This is a genomic window from Pseudomonas sp. DSV-1 (genome assembly GCF_035830915.1).
Classification (GTDB): Bacteria; Pseudomonadota; Gammaproteobacteria; order Pseudomonadales; family Pseudomonadaceae; genus Aquipseudomonas.
Genome location: NZ_JAYMYG010000001.1, coordinates 4,935,418 through 4,952,797, shown reverse-complemented (window position 1 = coordinate 4,952,797; position 17,380 = coordinate 4,935,418). Strand labels below are relative to the sequence as shown.

At 59.9% G+C, this 17,380-nt stretch carries 15 protein-coding genes; 4 read left to right on the top strand and 11 right to left on the bottom strand.

Annotated elements, in window-relative coordinates; translation table 11 throughout:
- Window positions 1-72: 72 nt before the first annotated feature.
- The 4 genes from VSQ83_RS22955 to VSQ83_RS22940 all read right to left on the bottom strand — a co-directional run bounded on the left by VSQ83_RS22955 (window position 73) and on the right by VSQ83_RS22940 (window position 4,954).
- Window positions 73-549 carry a glycine zipper domain-containing protein gene (locus VSQ83_RS22955; RefSeq protein ID WP_019824518.1) on the bottom strand — a complete coding sequence of 159 codons (477 nt, stop codon included), beginning with the start codon at window positions 547-549 and terminating at the stop codon, window positions 73-75.
- A gap of 238 nt (window positions 550-787) precedes the next feature.
- Window positions 788-3,136: an FdhF/YdeP family oxidoreductase gene (locus VSQ83_RS22950; protein ID WP_133079059.1), complete on the bottom strand. Its 2,349-nt coding sequence runs from the start codon at window positions 3,134-3,136 to the stop codon at window positions 788-790.
- Window positions 3,133-3,972, bottom strand: coding sequence for a formate dehydrogenase accessory sulfurtransferase FdhD (gene fdhD, locus VSQ83_RS22945; RefSeq protein WP_133079058.1), 840 nt, complete (start codon window positions 3,970-3,972; stop codon window positions 3,133-3,135). Before fdhD ends, VSQ83_RS22950 begins: the two co-directional genes overlap by 4 nt.
- A gap of 94 nt (window positions 3,973-4,066) precedes the next feature.
- Window positions 4,067-4,954: a LysR family transcriptional regulator gene (locus VSQ83_RS22940; RefSeq protein WP_133079057.1), complete on the bottom strand. Its 888-nt coding sequence runs from the start codon at window positions 4,952-4,954 to the stop codon at window positions 4,067-4,069.
- A 104-nt stretch (window positions 4,955-5,058) separates the two neighbouring features.
- On the opposite strand from VSQ83_RS22940, the gene lysM reads away from it, so the two are divergent.
- Entirely contained in the window at window positions 5,059-5,499 is a 441-nt protein-coding gene (gene lysM / locus VSQ83_RS22935) for a peptidoglycan-binding protein LysM (protein ID WP_133079056.1), read from the top strand.
- A 111-nt stretch (window positions 5,500-5,610) separates the two neighbouring features.
- Here the strand turns inward: lysM and yrfG are convergent, their stop codons facing one another.
- Window positions 5,611-6,273: a GMP/IMP nucleotidase gene (gene yrfG / locus VSQ83_RS22930; RefSeq protein WP_326427597.1), complete on the bottom strand. Its 663-nt coding sequence runs from the start codon at window positions 6,271-6,273 to the stop codon at window positions 5,611-5,613.
- A gap of 87 nt (window positions 6,274-6,360) precedes the next feature.
- On the opposite strand from yrfG, the gene nudE reads away from it, so the two are divergent.
- Window positions 6,361-6,927, top strand: coding sequence for an ADP compounds hydrolase NudE (gene nudE, locus VSQ83_RS22925; RefSeq protein WP_133079054.1), 567 nt, complete (start codon window positions 6,361-6,363; stop codon window positions 6,925-6,927).
- On the top strand, window positions 6,924-7,751 hold the full coding sequence (cysQ, locus tag VSQ83_RS22920; RefSeq protein WP_133079053.1) for a 3'(2'),5'-bisphosphate nucleotidase CysQ: 828 nt from the start codon (window positions 6,924-6,926) through the stop codon (window positions 7,749-7,751). The genes nudE and cysQ overlap by 4 nt, the downstream gene beginning before the upstream one ends.
- Window positions 7,752-7,855: 104 nt before the next feature.
- Here cysQ and VSQ83_RS22915 read toward each other — a convergent pair whose 3' ends face one another.
- The 5 genes from VSQ83_RS22915 to rfbB form a co-directional block, all read right to left on the bottom strand.
- A complete protein-coding gene (locus tag VSQ83_RS22915) occupies window positions 7,856-8,311 on the bottom strand; it encodes a thioesterase domain-containing protein (protein ID WP_133079052.1) in 456 nt (151 codons plus the stop codon).
- 12 nt (window positions 8,312-8,323) lie between these two features.
- A complete protein-coding gene (locus VSQ83_RS22910) occupies window positions 8,324-9,715 on the bottom strand; it encodes a sigma-54-dependent transcriptional regulator (protein WP_326427596.1) in 1,392 nt (463 codons plus the stop codon).
- Window positions 9,712-11,526, bottom strand: coding sequence for a sensor histidine kinase (locus VSQ83_RS22905; RefSeq protein WP_133079050.1), 1,815 nt, complete (start codon window positions 11,524-11,526; stop codon window positions 9,712-9,714). Before VSQ83_RS22905 ends, VSQ83_RS22910 begins: the two co-directional genes overlap by 4 nt.
- Window positions 11,527-11,673: 147 nt before the next feature.
- On the bottom strand, window positions 11,674-12,546 hold the full coding sequence (rfbD, locus tag VSQ83_RS22900) for a dTDP-4-dehydrorhamnose reductase (RefSeq protein ID WP_326427595.1): 873 nt from the start codon (window positions 12,544-12,546) through the stop codon (window positions 11,674-11,676).
- Between the two features lie 17 nt (window positions 12,547-12,563).
- Complete coding sequence (gene rfbB / locus VSQ83_RS22895) at window positions 12,564-13,646, bottom strand: dTDP-glucose 4,6-dehydratase (RefSeq protein WP_133079048.1); 1,083 nt, start codon at window positions 13,644-13,646, stop codon at window positions 12,564-12,566.
- A 283-nt stretch (window positions 13,647-13,929) separates the two neighbouring features.
- Between rfbB and aguA the strand changes: the two genes are divergently transcribed.
- Window positions 13,930-15,036, top strand: coding sequence for an agmatine deiminase (gene aguA / locus VSQ83_RS22890; RefSeq protein ID WP_326427593.1), 1,107 nt, complete (start codon window positions 13,930-13,932; stop codon window positions 15,034-15,036).
- 149 nt (window positions 15,037-15,185) lie between these two features.
- On the opposite strand, the gene VSQ83_RS22885 is transcribed toward aguA, so the two are convergent.
- Window positions 15,186-17,264: a TonB-dependent receptor gene (locus VSQ83_RS22885; RefSeq protein WP_326427592.1), complete on the bottom strand. Its 2,079-nt coding sequence runs from the start codon at window positions 17,262-17,264 to the stop codon at window positions 15,186-15,188.
- Window positions 17,265-17,380 lie beyond the last annotated feature (116 nt).

Sequence of the window (17,380 nt, the reverse complement as noted above, 5' to 3'; positions counted from 1 at the left end):
ATTGAAACAATTTGGCGAGGCGAGCCAGGCCCCAATAAAAACGGGAGCCTTTCGGCTCCCGTTTTTGGGTAATCAATGATGACGATGTTTGTTCTTTTTGCGATGGCCATACGCGTGGCCACGGCCGCGGTTGTCGTCGCGGTAGTAGCGACGGTTGTCACGATCGCGATAGCGACGATCTTCGGCGTCGCTTTTATTGCCCATGTAGTTACCCAGCGCGCCACCAGCACCACCGCCAGCGGCTGAGCCGACCAGAGCACCGGTGCTGCCGCCGACACTGCGGCCCAGCACGTTGCCGCCAGCAGCGCCCAGTGCGCCGCCAATGGCCGCTTCGCCCCGGCTGCGTTTGTCGGCACCTACGGCACTGCCTGCCGCGCCACCCACGCCTGCACCAATGGCAGAACCGGTCGAGCCGCCGAGCTGTTGGCCAACCACGGCGCCAAGAACCCCGCCTAATGCGCCGCCTACACCGGCTTCGGTGGTGCCACCGGCCGAGGCTACGCCACTGACCAGGCCAAGGGACAACAAGAGAATCGAGGTGAGCTTCATAGATGAGCCTCAAAGAGATGACGGCGCGATCCTGAGGCTGTCGATGATGGGTGACAATCGAAATCCGACGAGTAGCACGAGTTGTACACAATTCTATAAGTTGTTGTTTTTTCTAGGGAACTTAATGAATTTTTGGTGGTCTGTTTACTAGTTCGGAGAGGCCGATTTCGTAGGAAATCGGCCTTTTTTGTGCCTGAAGTTTGGATGTGATGGGTTTTAAATGTGGGAGCGGACTGCGTCAGCTGGCCTTGGCCATGATCAGTTTCGACGGGCTGGCGGCTTCCAGGCAAATGGCCACGAATTTGGACGTAGGCGTGTGGCTGCCATCGCCTGTGCTTTCCAGCGGCACCAACGGATTGACCTCCGGGTAATACGCAGCGGCTTGCCCGGCAGGAATATCAAATGCCAACAGGGTGAAGTTTTTGACCCTGCGCTCGTGCTGGTCATTCCAGATCGAAACGATGTCGACCTTTTGCCCCGGCTTGAAGCCCAGGCGGATGATGTCGGCTTCGTTGACGAACAACACGTCACGCTGGCCCTTGACCCCACGATAGCGGTCATCGAGGCCATAAATGGTGGTGTTGTACTGATCGTGGGAACGCATCGACTGCAAAATCAGGTCGGGCAACTGGCCGGTAGCGCGGGTGCGTGCATCCACCAGGTCTTGTGGCAGCACGTTGGGCCGGAAGTTGGCGCGCTGCGACGGCGTGTTCCACTGCCGCGCACCGGCCGAGTTGCCCAGGTAAAAACCGCCAGGGTGCTGAATTCGTGTGTTGAAGTCCTTGAAGCCCGGGATGGTGTCGGCGATCAGCTCGCGGATACGCCGGTAGTCGCCCACCACCCAGCTCCAGTCAATCGGATGAGTGCCCAGGGTGGCGGCGGCGATACCGGCGATGATCGCGGGCTCCGAACGCATCTGGTTGGACAGTGGCTGCAACTGGCCGTTGGAGTCGTGAACCATGCTGAAGGAGTCTTCCACCGTGACGGCTTGCGGGCCTTGAGCCTGGATGTCGATATCGGTGCGGCCCAGGCACGGCAAGATCAGCGCTTCTTTACCGTGCATCAGATGGCTGCGGTTGAGCTTGGTGCTGATCTGTACGGTCAGGTCGCAATTGCGCAGCGCCTGGGCAGTGCGCGGGCTGTCCGGGGTGGCTTGGGCGAAGTTGCCGCCCAGGCCGATAAACACCTTGGCACGTCCTTCAAGCATGGCGTGGATGGCTTCAACCACGTTGTGGCCGTTTTCACGGGGCACCTTGAACTGGAAGCGACGCTCCAGGGCGTCCAGGAAAGCCACCGGCGGGCGTTCGTTGATGCCCATCGTGCGATCACCCTGCACGTTACTGTGGCCACGCACCGGGCACAGCCCTGCGCCAGGGCGGCCAATGTTGCCGCGCAGCAGCATCAGGTTGGCGATTTCCTGAATGGTCTGCACCGAGTGCCGATGCTGGGTGATGCCCATCGCCCAGCACATGATCACGTTTTTGCCCTTGAGGTACATGCGAGCAGCGCGCTCGATATCCACCAGGGGCAGGCCCGATTGTTCCACGAGGTGATCCCACGAGGTGTCATCGAGGCTGGAGATGTAGTCGAGGATGCCTGCGGTGTGTTCATTCAAAAAAGCGTGATCGAAGACGGCCGGCTCGCCTGCGGCCTGGGCATCGCGCTCCCACTGCAACAGAAACTTGGCCATGCCGCGCAACAGTGCCATGTCGCCGCCTAACGCCGGACGCAAATAGGCCGTGTTGGTCGGGCGGTCGCCGTTAGTGAGCATTTCCAGCGGGTGTTGCGGGTGCTGGAAGCGTTCCAGTCCACGCTCTTTGAGCGGGTTGACGCACACCACCTGGGCACCGCGTTTAACCGCTTCGCGCAACGGTTCAAGCATGCGCGGGTGATTGGTGCCGGGGTTTTGCCCCAGCACGAAAATCGCATCGGAGTGTTCGAAATCGTCGAACGTCACGGTGCCTTTGCCCACCCCGATGCTTTGCGCCAACGCCACGCCGCTGGCCTCGTGGCACATGTTTGAGCAATCCGGGAAGTTGTTGGTGCCAAACGAGCGCACAAACAGTTGGTACAAATACGCGGCTTCATTACTGGCCCGGCCCGAGGTGTAGAACTCCGCCTCATTGGGGCTGGCCAGGTTGAGCAGGTGCCGGGCGATCAAGGCGAACGCGGCGTCCCAGCTGATGGGGGTGTAGCGGTCGGTTTCAGGGTTGTAGCTCATGGGCTCGGTCAGGCGGCCCTGATATTCCAGCCAGTAATCGCTTTGCTCCAGCAGTGCGCTGACGCTGTGCCTGGCAAAAAAAGCAGCATCGACACGACGTTTGGTCGCTTCCCAGTTCACCGCCTTGGCGCCGTTTTCGCAGAACTTGACCAGACCACTCTCCGGCGAGTCACCCCAGGCGCAGCCCGGGCAGTCGAAGCCGCCGTTCTGGTTGGTCTTGAGCATCATGCGCAGGTTTTTCAGCGCGTTGTCGCTGGTCAACCAGGCTTGCGCCACACTGATCAGCGCGCCCCAGCCACCGGCCGGGCCTTTGTAGGGCTTGTAGCGGGGAGTCGGGGTTTTGTCGGCTTGATGGTGTGTGCTCACGGTTGATTCTCCTGCGCCGGGCTGTACACCCGTGGTGCGCTTTTTTGTGGCAGATGAATAAGGTTGAGGTTGTGGCGTCGTGCCCATTGCAGCGCCAGGCCCGTGGGCGAGGACAGGCTGATCAGGGTCTGGATACCGGCGCGCAACACTTTTTGAATCAGCTCAAGGCTGCAACGGCTGGTGACGATCGCCGCGCCGCCCGTCAGGTCGATGTGCTGGCGCACCAGCGCACCGATCAATTTATCCAGGGCGTTGTGGCGGCCAATGTCTTCACGGCCCATCAGCAACTGGCCCTGGCCGTCCATATAGACGGCTGCGTGTACGGCGCCGCAGTGCTGGCCCAGCGGCTGAAAATCACTGATGCGCTGGCGCAGGCCTTCTAGCCACTGTGCCGGTGGCAACGGTGCGCCGGGCAGTACCTTGAGGTCAGGCAGGGCCTGTTCGACCGCTTCTACACCGCACAAGCCGCAGCCGCTGGTACCGGCCAGTTGTCGGCGTTGCTGTTTGAGGTTCCAGAACGCGCGGCTGGCGATCTCGACCTGTGCGTAGTGGGCTGAACCGGCACCCGTAAGCTTGAGGTCATAGATTTCGCTGGCGTCGTGAATGATGCCGCTGCCCAGGCTGAAGCCGACGATGAAGTCTTCGAGATCGGTGGGCGTGACCAGCATTACGGCCTGGCTGATGCCGTTGTAGGCAATCGCCAGGGCGACTTCTTCGGCCAGGGCCGTTTGCTCACCGCTGCTGTGATCCAGGGTGACGTAGTCATAGTTCTGGCTGGCAGCAGGCGCGGGCGTAACAGAAGCGGGCGCCGCGCACAGGGGGCGCTTGGCGTTCATAAGGCTGTACCAACGTTCAATTCAGCTCTTAGCCTAGGCGCGACACAGTGTCGCGTCTAATCGCTAGTGCTGATCTATTGATAGATAGCGTCGATCAAGAAGGGTTTTGTGATTTCTGATAAAGCGCAAAACAGGCTTCAGCCAGGGCTGAGCGCGGGGCAGCACGACGCATGATCAAGCCCAGTCGGGCCAGTGTGCGAGCGTCTGCAATGGGATGCAGGCGCAAATCATCGGTCAATGCTTGCAGCCCGCCATCTAGGGGCATGACGGCGCAGCACAGGCCGCCGTGGACGGCTTGTAACAGTTGATGAACGGCATCGGTTTGCAGCAGGGGGTGTGGCGTGAGGCCACGGCTGTGGAAGTTGTAGTCGATGGACTGGCGAAAGTGCATGCCGCTACTGAGCAGGCCCAGCGGCAATTCAATGAGCGCCTCCCAGCTCAGGGGCTGATCGCCAAAGTTGAAATACCGCTGGTCGTACAGCAGGCCCATACGGGTCTCGTCCAGGGCAAGGGAATCAAAGCGCTCCTGATCAAGGCGCTCGAGGTACGACACGCCTACGTCCAGCCGATTACTGGCCAGTTGTTCGAGGATTTGCTCAGAGCTCAACGCCGACAACTCGAATCGCAACTCGGGATGCTCCTGGTGCAGGCGCTGCAATAAAGGCAGCGGATCAAAACTCGAGAGCGGAACAACCCCCAGGCGCAAGGTGCCGATCAGGTTGCCGCGACAGGCGGCTGCTTCTGCCTGCAAACCGTCGTAGGCCGCCAGCACGGTCCGGGCCCAGGCCAGGACACGCTCACCGGGGGCGGTAAAACTTTCGAAACGCTGACCGCGATTGACCAGTTGCAGGTCGAGTTCCTGTTCAAGGCTGCGCAAGCGCATGGACAAGGTGGGCTGTGTGATATGGCAGCGGGCAGCCGCCTGGCCGAAATGCCGGGTTTCATCGAGGGCAATGAGGAATTTCAGCTGTTTGATGTCCATCGTCACTCCCGGCGCAATTGAGTGGGCGATTCTAGCGCGCTTGCTGCCGTCAATGATGGTCTACGCTCATGGGTCTGAATCTTCCAACCCTAGGAGCGTGATTTATGAGCATTTTCAGCTTTGTGAAAGAAGCCGGTGAAAAACTGATCAATCTGCTGACCCCCGGTAATGCCAATGCCGGTGAGGAGCTGAAGAAACACGTAGAGGAAGTGGGCCTGGGCAATCCAAATATCACCGCCACCGTTGACGGTGACAAAGTGACGGTCAGTGGCGAAGTGGCCACGCAGGAAGAGAAAGAAAAAATCATTCTGGCTGCCGGGAACATCGCGGGCGTGGCCAGCGTTGAGGATCAAATTACGGTCACTGGCCCGACTGTTGTCGCTTCGCGTTTTGTGGTGGTGAAAAAGGGCGACACCCTGAGCGCGATTTCATTGCAGGTGTACGGCAACGCCAACCAGTACAACAAAATCTTCGAAGCCAACAAACCGCTGCTCAAGGACCCGAACAAGATCTACCCGGGTCAGACGCTGCGTATTCCCGAGTAAGCCCGTTACATCTTGTGGGAGCGGGCTTGCTCGTGATTGCATCACCTCGATGTTTCAGATCCACCGAGTTGTTTGCATCGCGAGCAAGCCCGCTCCCACAGGGTTGATTCGTTACAGCCCTTCCAGCAGTTCGCGATAGCCGCCCAGCGCGGCAAATTCTTGTGTGTCCTTCGGGCCTTTTTTGCTGTCGGGCTGTTTGACTGCCAGCAAGTGGGCCACGCCAAAATCACGGGCACTGCGCAGAATCGGCAAGGTGTCATCGATAAACAGGCTACGGCCCGGGTCAAAGTCGATATCGGCGTGCAGTGCATCCCAGAACGCCGGGCTTTCCTTTGGAAAACCGTAATCGTGGGAGCTGATCAGGCGCTCGAAATAAGGCGCCAGTTCAATGCGCTCCAATTTCAATGACAACGAATCACGGTGCGCGTTGGTGATCATGATCACCCGTTTGCCCGCTTTTTTGATGGCCGCCAGAAAAGTATCGGCGTCGGGTCGCAAGGCAATCAGATGAGCGGTTTCAAGCTTGAGCTCGCGTACCGGGATCTTCAGCTCGCGGCTCCAGAAGTCCAGGCAATACCATTTCAACTGGCCAGCATTGCCTTCAAACAGCGGCGTCAGCTCAAGATCCGCCATTGCCCGGCTGATGCCATGCAGCTCGGCGTAGCGCTGAGGCAGGTGTTCGAGCCAGAAATGATTGTCGTAGTGCAGGTCGAGCAGCGTGCCGTCCATGTCGAGCAGCACGGTATCGATGTCGCGCCAAGGTAAAACGGTCATGCAAAACTTCTCCCACAGGTAAAAATTTCCGACACAGACAATCGGAAAAGCCGGGGTATAGTACCCCGTTCATATTGAGGAGCCGCTATGCGCCAAAAACCCACCGTACTTGCCCGTGAAATTGTTGCCAGTAGCCGATTATTTCGGGTCGAAGAGGTGCAGTTGCGCTTCTCCAATGGCGTTGAGCGCACTTACGAACGGTTGGTGGGGCGCGGCAACGGTTATGGCGCAGTGATGATTGTGGCCATGATCGACGCTGAACACGCAATTCTGGTCGAAGAATATTGCGGCGGCACTGATGAGTACGAAATTTCGCTGCCCAAGGGCCTGATCGAGCCGGGTGAAGACGTGCTGGCGGCGGCTGAGCGAGAGTTGAAGGAGGAGGCCGGTTTCGGTGCTCGCCAGCTTGAGCATTTGACCGAGCTGTCACTGTCCCCTGGCTACATGAGCCAAAAAATCCAGGTGGTGCTGGCGACTGACCTTTATGAAGCGCATCTGGAAGGCGACGAGCCCGAGCCGATGCGTGTTGATCGGGTCAATCTGCGGGAGCTGTCGAGCCTGGTGCTCAACCCGCAATTCAGTGAGGGGCGTGCCCTGGCTGCGCTGTATCTGGCGCGTGACCTTCTGACCCAGCGCGGAGTGTTCCAGCCGTGAGTGGTTTGCCCCATCCGTTGCTTGAGGGCGTCATCACCCTGGCCCATGCCGCTGGCGACGCGATCTTGCCGTTCTGGCGGGCCGGTGTTGAAGTCACCGCCAAGGCCGATGACTCCCCGGTAACCGCCGCCGATCTGGCAGCACACCATGTGCTGCTCGATGGCCTGACAGCTCTTGATCCGAGCATTCCTGTGCTGTCGGAAGAAGACGCCAATATTCCCCGGAGCATACGTGCCGGGTGGACGCGCTGGTGGTTGGTTGATCCGCTGGATGGCACCAAGGAATTTATTTCTGGCACTGAAGAATTCACGGTCAATGTTGCGCTGATCGAAGAGGGCAGAGTGGTGTTTGGCGTGGTATCCATGCCCACCAGCGGTCGTTGCTACTACGGTGGCGCGGGCTTGGGCGCATGGCGGGCGGATGGCGATGTGAGTGTGCCCATCAGCGTGCGCAACACGCCGCCTGAAGGCGAGGCGTTGACCGTGGTTGCCAGCCGCCGGCATTCCAGCCCTGAGCAGGAACGTTTACTGGCCGGGCTGAGTGAGCATCTGGGCGAGTTGCAGCTGACCAGTGTGGGCAGTTCGTTGAAATTCTGTTTGCTGGCAGAAGGCGCTGCCGATTGCTATCCGCGCCTGGCGCCGACTTCGCAATGGGATACGGCGGCGGCTCAAGGCGTGCTGGAAGGGGCCGGTGGTGTGGTGTTGCAACTGGATGGCGAGCCGTTCAGCTACCCGCCCCGTGAGTCATTGCTCAATGACTCGTTTCTGGCATTGCCTGCCAAGGCACCGTGGCGTGAAAAACTGCTGGATCTGGCACAAGGCTGAACTTCATCTGTGGGAGCGGGCTTGCTCGCGATGGCATCGACGCGGTTCAACTGAAAGACCGCAGCGTCTGCATCGCGAGCAAGCCCGCTCCCACATGAATTGAATCAGCGATGCAACACGTACTGCCCGCTAAACCTCACCGCATCTTCCCCGCCCTGTGCATTGATCACCCGCGTGTCGAGGGTCAACCGTGCGCGGCCGTGGCGTTTGTACATGGCCAGGAATTTGGTCCAGGCTGCCTCACCCGGCGCATCACACAGCGCGATGGCGTCCTCGGTCACGGGCAGCGGGTAGCTGATATGACCTTCCTGAATCACGATATGCCCGTCCTCAATCCCCGCTTCGCGCAGGCTCAAATGCAGCCAGCCCCAGCCCGCCAGCACTGCGGCGCAGTACAGGCTGCCGCCAAACATGGTGCTCTTGTGGTTGATATTGGCCTCGAGCGGCAATTGCAGGCGCAGTTGCCTGCCTTGCCAGCCCAGCACTTTAAGGCCCATTTCACGGGTGAGCGGAATGTCGTGATGGAGAACTGATTCCAGATAACGACTGTCGCGGTTCATGCAGTGGCCTCTTTAATCAAGTTCATCAGTGTGCGGATGACTGGCGCTGTCGAAGTTGAGCCCGTGCTTGCGCAGTTTGTCGTGCAAGGTTTTACGGGGCACACCCAGGGCTTCGGCCAGGCTGCGCATGGAGCTGTGGGAGCGCTCCAGTTCGGCGGCAATCAGGCTTTTTTCAAAGTGTTCGACTTGCTCGCTCAGCCCCCCCGAAACCTCATGACCGGTTGACTCTTTGCCTTCAGCCGAGTCGTCCAGCGCCAGCTCAAGACCAAGGGCGAAGCGCTCGGCGACGTTTTGCAGTTCTCGCACGTTGCCCGGCCAGTTATGTCGCAGTAACAACGCCCGTTGCGCCGGCTGCAGGACGTTGGGCGACAGGTCGTGGCGCACGCTGGCCTCGCCGGCAAAGTAATCAAAGAGCATCAGGACGTCTTCACCCCGCTCACGCAACGGCGCAATACGCAGGGGCGCAACGTTCAGTCGGTAATACAAGTCGGCGCGAAAACGACCCTGATCCGCGGACTGGCGCAGGTCTTCCTTGGTGGCGGCGATTACCCTGATATCCAGCGGGATCAGTTGATTGCCGCCCAGACGCTCGACCACCCGTTCTTGCAGCATGCGCAGTAATTTGACCTGCACATCCAGGCTCATGCTTTCGATTTCATCGAGGAACAGCGTGCCGCCATTGGCAAACTCAAACTTGCCGATGCGGCGCTTTTGCGCACCGGTAAAGGCACCCGGCTCGTGGCCGAACAGCTCGCTTTCAACCACTGATTCGGCCAGGGCCCCGGCGTTGATTGCCACAAACGGGCCGTTGCGCCTGCTCGACAAGTCATGCAGCGCCCGTGCGACCACTTCTTTGCCCGAGCCGGTCTCGCCCAGAATCAACACATCGGCCTTGGTCGCCGCCAGTGCCCCGATTTGCTCGCGCAAACGCAGCATGGCGGGCGACACACCTACCAGTCGCGTGCTCAGTAGCTGGCGATCACTCAGGGCCAGGCGCAGGCTGCGGTTATCCAGGACCAGGGCCCGCAAGGCCAGGGCACGGCGCACGCTGTCGAGCAAGGCGTCGCTGGCGAAGGGTTTTTCGAGAAAGTCATAAGCCCCCGCACGCATGGCCTGAACCGCCAGCGGTACATCGCCGTGGCCAGTGATCAGCAACACGGGCAGTTCCGGGTCCTGGCCATGCAGTTGAGTGAGCAACTCAAGGCCGTCCATGCCCGGCATGCGGATATCACTGACCACGACCCCCGGCCAGTCGCGGCCTATGCGTTCGGCAAGGCCGTTTGCTTCGGCCAGCGGCACTACATTGAGACCCGCCAGGTCCAGGGTTTGAAACAAGGCCTGACGCAGGTGCGGGTCATCATCGATCAGGATGACCTGAACGCGTGGATCGATGGGCTGGCTCATGACCTGGAGTCCTCCGAGGCTTGCAAACTCACGCCCGGCGCCCCTGCGCGCAGTCGTAAGGTAATTAAGGCACCGCCTTCCTTGTGGTTGGCAAACAACAATTCGCCGCCAAACGCCCGGATCAGCGTGTCACAAATGGCCAGCCCCAGGCCCAGACCCTGAGTGCGGGTCTTGGTGGTGTAGAAGGGCTCGCCGGCGCGGCCCAACGCCTCCAGGCAAAAGCCCGGGCCGTTGTCGCGAATGTACACAGTGACGCCTTCCGGCGTCGATTGGGCACTTAGCCACAAGCGTCTGGGCGGGCCTTTTTCGGTCAGGGCATCGAGGGCGTTGGCCAGCAGGTTGCCCAGCACCTGGCGCAGGCGGGTTTCACCGGCTTCGACCCACAGCGTGGCGGCGGGCAAATCGCGGATCAGTTCGACTTCCATTGCGCGCCGCCGTTTGGCCAGCAAGGCCAGTGCATCGTCCAGAGCCGGTTGCAGGGCGACGCTTTCAGGCGCATGGCGATCACGCCGGGCGAAGGCCCGCAGGTGGGCAATGATCGAAGACATGCGCCCGGTCAGCTCATTGATCAGTTTCAGGTTGCCCCGCGCGTCCTCGATGCGCTGGTGGTCGAGCAGCACTTCCGCGTTCTCGGCATAGCTGCGGATGGCCGCCAACGGCTGGTTGAGTTCGTGGCTGATGCTGGCCGACATGGTGCCCAGCGCAGAAAGCTTGCCGGCTTGCACCAGATCGTCCTGGGCGCGCACCAGTTCCTGTTGCGCATGCTCGCGCTCCAGCACTTCTTCACGCAGAAGGCGGTTGAGCCCCTCAAGGTCGCTGGTACGCTCTGCCACACGCATTTCAAGTTCACGACGGGCCTTGGCTTCAAACGCAATGCGGTCCAGGTAATGGCGCCGCCGCTGCATCATCAAGCCAATCAGCAGCATGACCACCAGCAAGGTGGCGCCACCGATGGCCAGGACTGTGCGCACCGAGCGGTCGATCAGCGTGCGCGGGGCAAGGATATTGACACTCCAGCCTGTCTCGTCGATTTTTTGGGTTTGCACCAGCCAGGCGTTGAGGTCCAGGTTCAGCGGTTTAGGGTCGCTGGTCGGGTAGGGCAGGATGGCAAAAATGGCCTGGCGCTCTTCTGGCGACAAATCGCGGGTGGCCCTGAAGCGCCATTCCGGGCGTGAGGTGAGGATGACCACGCCGTTACTGTCGGTTGCCAGCAGTTGCTCGGGTGTACTGCCCCACAGCTGTTCGGTGTGGTCCAGGTCGACTTTGACCACCAGTACGCCGAGTTTTTTATCGCCATCGCGTATGGGGGCCGCAAAGTAGTAACCCCGTTTGCCGGAGGTGGTGCCCAGCCCGAAAAAGCGCCCTAGCTTGCCTTCCATCGCCTCGCTGAAATACGGGCGGAACGCGAAATTGCGCCCGATAAAACTGTCGGCCTGATCCCAGTTAGAGGTGGCCAGGGTATCGCCGTGGGTGTCCAGCAAGTACATGACCACGGCACCGGTCTGGTTACTGATGTCATCCAGCAAGTGGTTGGCCTTGGCCTGAGCCTCCACATCTTCAGGGTTGGCCAGTACGGCGCGAAGGTCTGGCAGTTCGCCGAGAATCTGTGGCAGCACCTCATAGCGATGCAGCGTGCCCAGCAGGTTGGCGACGTACAGGTCCAGGGTCTGGCGATTTTGTCCGGCCAGTTCGCTGCGGTAATAGCGTTCGGCCAGGTGCTGCAGCGGCCACAACAACGGTGCGAGGCACAACGCCAATAAGGCCAGGCTGCGCCAGCGGGGTCTGCGAGGAACTGAGGAGGTGGTGATCATCGGGAGGCCGCGCCGCAAGAGTACGACGCAGTATACCCAACGAACCCCGTGGGAGCGGGCTTGCTAGCGATGCAAACGCCGCGGTCTTTGAAGCAGGCCGCGGTGATGCCCTCGCGAGCAAGCCCGCTCCCACAAGGGGGGTTGGCGTTAGTGTGGCTGCCCGGCCAGGCACTCTCGCAATGCGCTCTGCCAGTCGGGCTGGGTGACGTTCCACTCGCGGGCCAGGCGACTGCAATCCAGCCGCGAGTTTTGTGGCCGTGCGGCAGGCGTCGGGTAGGCGCTGGCAGGGATGGGTTCCAGGCTCGCGCACGACTTGCCTTGGGCGCTCAGGTGTTCGGCAATGGCCTGGGTGAAGCCAAACCATGATGTTTCGCCCTGGGCCGTCAGGTGGTACGTGCTCCAGGCCCCGGCCTCGCCGGTTTGCCAGCGTTCTATCAATGCCCGCGTGCTCTGGGCAATGGTGCCAGCCCAGGTCGGCGCGCCGATCTGGTCAGCCACCACGCGCAGTTCCGGACGCTCTTGCAACAGGCGCTGCATGGTCAGCAGGAAGTTCTTGCCGTGGGTCGAGTACACCCAGCTGGTGCGCAGGATCACATGCTGAGCTCCGCTCGCAGCGATGGCCAGTTCACCCGCCAGCTTGCTTTTGCCGTAGACGCCCAAGGGGTTGGTGGCATCGTCTTCGGTGTAAGGCGCAGGCTTGCGGCCATCGAACACGTAATCGGTGGAATAGTGGATCAGCGGGATGCCCAGGGCTGCCGCTTCTTCAGCAAACACACCGGGGGCAATGCCATTGATGGCGAACGCCAGCTCAGGCTCGCTTTCGGCCTGGTCCACGGCAGTGTGTGCGGCGGCATTGATGATCAAGTCAGGCCTGTGGGCCCGTACCTGGCTGCGGATTTGCCCGGGTACGGCCAGATCAAGCACATCGCGTCCCAGCACAACCAGCTCGCCCAGACCGGCAAGGTGCTTTTGCAACTCAACCGCCACTTGACCGGTTTTGCCACTGATCAGGATTTTCAAAGAAGCTGCTCCATCCGTTATGCGATCAAGTCCTTGGGATCAGTGCAGCCCAGGCGCTCGCCTTGATAGCTGCCGTCTTGAACCCGGCGACACCAGTCCAGGTTATCCAGATACCACTGCACGGTTTTGCGCAGGCCGGTTTCGAAGGTTTCTTCGGGTACCCAGCCCAGCTCGCGTTCGATTTTGCTGGCATCGATCGCGTAGCGCTGGTCGTGGCCCGGACGATCCTTGACGAAGGTGATCAGGTCGGCAAATTGTGCAACACCCGCCGGGTGCACTGGCGCCAGTTCTTCGAGCAAGGCACAGATGCTGCGTACCACGTCGATATTGGTTTGCTCGTTGTGCCCGCCGATGTTGTAAGTCTCGCCAACCACGCCTTCGGTCACGACCTTCAACAAGGCACGGGCGTGGTCTTCCACGAACAGCCAGTCACGTACTTGCAGGCCATTGCCGTACACCGGCAGCGGCTTACCGGCCAGGGCGTTGAGGATCACCAGCGGGATCAGCTTTTCCGGGAAATGGAACGGGCCGTAGTTGTTCGAGCAGTTGGTCAACAACACCGGCAAGCCGTAAGTGCGGTTCCAGGCGCGGACCAGGTGGTCGGATGCCGCTTTACTGGCCGAGTACGGCGAGCTTGGCGCGTAAGGCGTGGTCTCGGTGAACAGGTCATCGACGCCATGCAGGTCGCCATACACTTCGTCGGTCGAAATATGGTGGAAGCGAAACGCGCTTTTTTCCGGTTCAGGCAGGGTCAGCCAGTAAGCACGGGCGGCTTCGAGCAGGCTGTAGGTGCCGACGATATTGGTCTGGATAAAGTCGGACGGGCCGTCGATGGAGCGGTCAACGTGGGACTCGGCCGCCAGGTGCATGATCGCCTGTGGCTCGAAGCGCGCAATGATTGCACTGACAGCGGCCTGGTCGACGATATCGGCCTGTACGAACTCGTAGCGGGTATCGGTGGCAATGCTTTGCAGCGATTCAAGATTACCGGCGTAGGTCAACTTGTCGAGATTGAGGACTTCGTGACCGGTGTTTTTGATCAGGTGACGGATCAGCGCTGAACCAATAAAACCGGCGCCGCCGGTGACTAAAATGCGCATGGAGTTGTTCCCTATTCCCTGAAGACCTTTAAACGTATGGCGTATAGCTTGTGGGGATGAGCCGGGTGGTGCAAGTGGGCGTGATCAGGAATATCAATACACAGGCATATATCCGGATTAATATCCGTATTTAAGGCATGTATGCGATCTGATTTGATAAAAATTAATATAATTGCAGATATTTATCGGCTATAAAGGCGCTTATCGTTGACGCGATGCAGACCTGCATCCATTGTCTTCATACATGACGCAATCAAAACCCCGACGCTTTCCAGGAGTCCAGATGACCACTTTGCACAGTTCGCCGCGCGCTGACGGCTTTCACATGCCAGCCGAATGGGCTCCGCAGACCCAAACCTGGATGATCTGGCCTGAGCGTCCGGATAACTGGCGCCTGGGCGGCAAACCCGCGCAGGCTGCGCACGCTGCGGTGGCCAAGGCCATTGCGCGCTTTGAGCCGGTGACCGTCGGTGTATCGGCTGCCCAGTATGAAAATGCCCGTGCGCAACTCGATGTGCCGAATATTCGCGTGGTCGAGATGTCCAGCGACGATGCCTGGGTGCGTGACAGCGGCCCGACTTTTGTCATCAACGATCGCGGTGAAGTGCGCGGCGTGAACTGGGACTTCAACGCCTGGGGCGGGTTCGACGGCGGCTTGTACTTCCCGTGGAACCGCGATCAGCAAGTGGCCAGCAAGGTGCTGGAAATTGAACGTTGCCCGCGTTACTACACCGAAGGTTTTGTGCTTGAAGGCGGCTCGATTCACGTCGACGGCGAAGGCACGCTGATCACCACGGCCGAGTGCCTGATGAACCGCAACCGCAACCCCCATCTGTCGCGCGAAGAGATCGAAGACGTACTGCGTGCGCATCTGGCTGTGGACAAGATCATCTGGCTGGCGGACGGTCTGTTCAACGATGAAACCGACGGTCATGTGGATAACTTCTGCTGCTACGTCGCACCGGGTGAAGTGCTGCTGGCCTGGACCGACGACGAGCGCGACCCTAACTACGTGCGTTGCCACGCGGCGATGGACGTATTGGCAGCCAGCACCGACGCCAAGGGGCGTCCGTTCGTGGTGCACAAAATGCCGATTCCGGGACCGATGTATGCCACCCAGCAAGAGTGTGATGGCGTGGACAAGGTGGCGGGTAGCCAGGAGCGCAACCCGTCGGAGCGTCTGGCCGGTTCTTACGTGAACTTCCTGATCGTCAACGGCGGCATCATTGCGCCGAGCTTTGACGACCCGATGGATGCGCAGGCCAAAGCGATCCTGCAAAACATCTTCCCGCAGCACGAAGTGGTGATGGTACCTGGCCGTGAATTGCTGCTGGGCGGCGGCAATATTCACTGCCTGACCCAGCAACAGCCCGCGCCGTCCAAAGCATAAACGGCGCGGCCCCTGTAGCCGCTGAGGAGCGTAGCGAGGCTGCGAAGCAGTCGTGAAATCATGCGTCTGGGCAGGTGAGATGCATTTTCACGATCGCTTCGCGACCGGACGCAGCCTTCGTTCCTCGTCAGCGGCTACAGAGGTACATTTTAAAACTTGTACGTCCCCGTCATCACCAGGCTGCGTGGTTCGCCCGGCATGATCTGCGCTGCGCTGGTGGCTGACTCATAGTAATAACGGTCAGTCAGGTTGGTCAGCGCACCGCTCACATCCCAGTCTTTTTCGCGATAGCCCGCCAACGCATCCCAGCGCCCGTAACCCGGCAATACCGTGGTGTTCATGTTGTCTGCATAACGCTGGCCTACCAGGGTCAGGCCCGTTTCGGCATACCAGCCCATTTCCGGTTTCCAGGTAATGAACAGGCTGCCATTGCGCTTGGCTACGCCGTTGATGCGCTTGCCCTCGAAACCGTTATTGTCCTTGACCACTGTTGCGTCCTGCAGGCCAATGCCGCCGCGCATGTACCAATTGCCGCCGAGTTTGCCGCTGGTCGTCAGCTCAATGCCCCGTGAACGTTGCAGGCCGGAAAGCAGAGTAATGGTCGGATCTAACGGGTCCCTGGTGCGACGGTTATAGAGCTCAAGCTCGTACACCGCCAGCGTCGTACTCAGGCGATCCCCCATCCAGTCGCTTTTCACGCCGATTTCTTTCTGCTTGGTCAGCTCCGGGCTCAGGTCATTGGTGTTGCCGGCCGCCCCCGGGGTGATGCCGATCAGGCCGCCGCCCACCGGCGAGAACGTTTTGGTCCAGGACGCGTAAAACGAGTGGTTCTCCAGCGGGGTCCAGACCACGCCCAGGCGCGGGCTGGTGCTGTGGCTTTGGCGGTCTTCAGTACGGTCGGTTTTTTTCAGGTAGTTGGTGGACTCGATATCAAAGCGGTCATAGCGCAATCCAGCCAGTACCTGCCATTGATCGTTGAAGCGAATCTGATCCTGAACATACAGGCCCTGGCTTTCGACTTCGGTATGGCTGTCGCTGAATGTGGGCATCGCTCCAGTCGTGCGCAGGTTGCGGTCCGGGTTGTACAGATCAACCGAGGGTGCACTCAGGGCTTTGTAGAGCTTCGGGTCGCGACGCTGACTGCCGATTTCCAGACCGGTCAGCAGGCGGTGCTCAAGACCAAAGGTGTCAAAGCTGCCTTCGATCTCGACGTTGTTGAATATGTTTCGAGTGCTCATGTCCTGCTGCCAGCTCTGACGATCGACCCTGTTGGTGATTGGGTTGTAGCCGGTCAGGTAGGTGTTTTCGAACTCACTGTCGAGTTTGAACACGCCAAGGGTATGACGCAGTTGCCAGTTTTCGCTCAACTCATAACTCAGGCGTGAGCGCAGGTTCTGGGTTTTGTCATCGATGTAATCGTTTTTCCCGCCGTACGACGTGTCGCGGCTGACGTCGGCAGGGCGCCCGTTGATGCTCGGGATACCGCGATCCGGAGTGCGGTTGTAGCGGCTGTATTCGTACTGCACCAGCCAGTTCAGATCCGGGGTGATTTGCCAGCTCATCGAAGGTGCGAACAGCTGACGATTGCCGCTGACGTTATCGCGAAAGCTGTTTTTGTCTTCATTGCCCATGTTCAGGCGCAGGCTGATGGTGTCGCTCGGGTCGGTGCTGAGGTCGGCGTACAGGCTGCGCAAATCCTCGCTGCCGCCTTGGGCCTGGATGCTCGACTGGCGGCCGAACTGCGGCATCTTGCTGACGCGGTTGATGATCCCGCCCTGGCTGCCACGGCCATACAGCACGGCCGCCGGGCCTTTAAGCACTTCAATGCGCTCGATGTTGTGCAGGTCGCGCACGTATTGGCTGTCGTCGCGAATACCGTCCAGATAAAAGTCGTTGCTGGCGTCAAAACCACGGATGCGAAGGCTGTCGAAACGGGTATCGGCCGTGCTGCTGACGTTGGGAATCCCGCTCAGTGCTTCGCCCAGGCTATTGATTCCGTAATCGAGGACGTTGCTGGTTTTGACTGAATCAATGGCTTGCGGGACATAGCGCGCCGGAGTCGATGTTCGGGTGGCAGTGGTGACGTCCTTGACCCGTGGGTCATCGTCTTGCGCTTCGGTTGCGCTGATCGACAGTTCGGGAAGTACGGTGGCAGCGTTGCCAAATCCGGCGTACAGCAAAGCGCACAGCCCAAGATTCAAGGGCGTTAAACGGCGGGGGGAGAGCATGGTTGAGGAGTGTCCGGGCGGTTGAGAGGAGAGTTATATTTTTAGGGTGCGAATGGTAATGGTTCTTGTTACTTGATGTTAAGAATTAGCAATTACGCCGCCTGTAAATATGTATC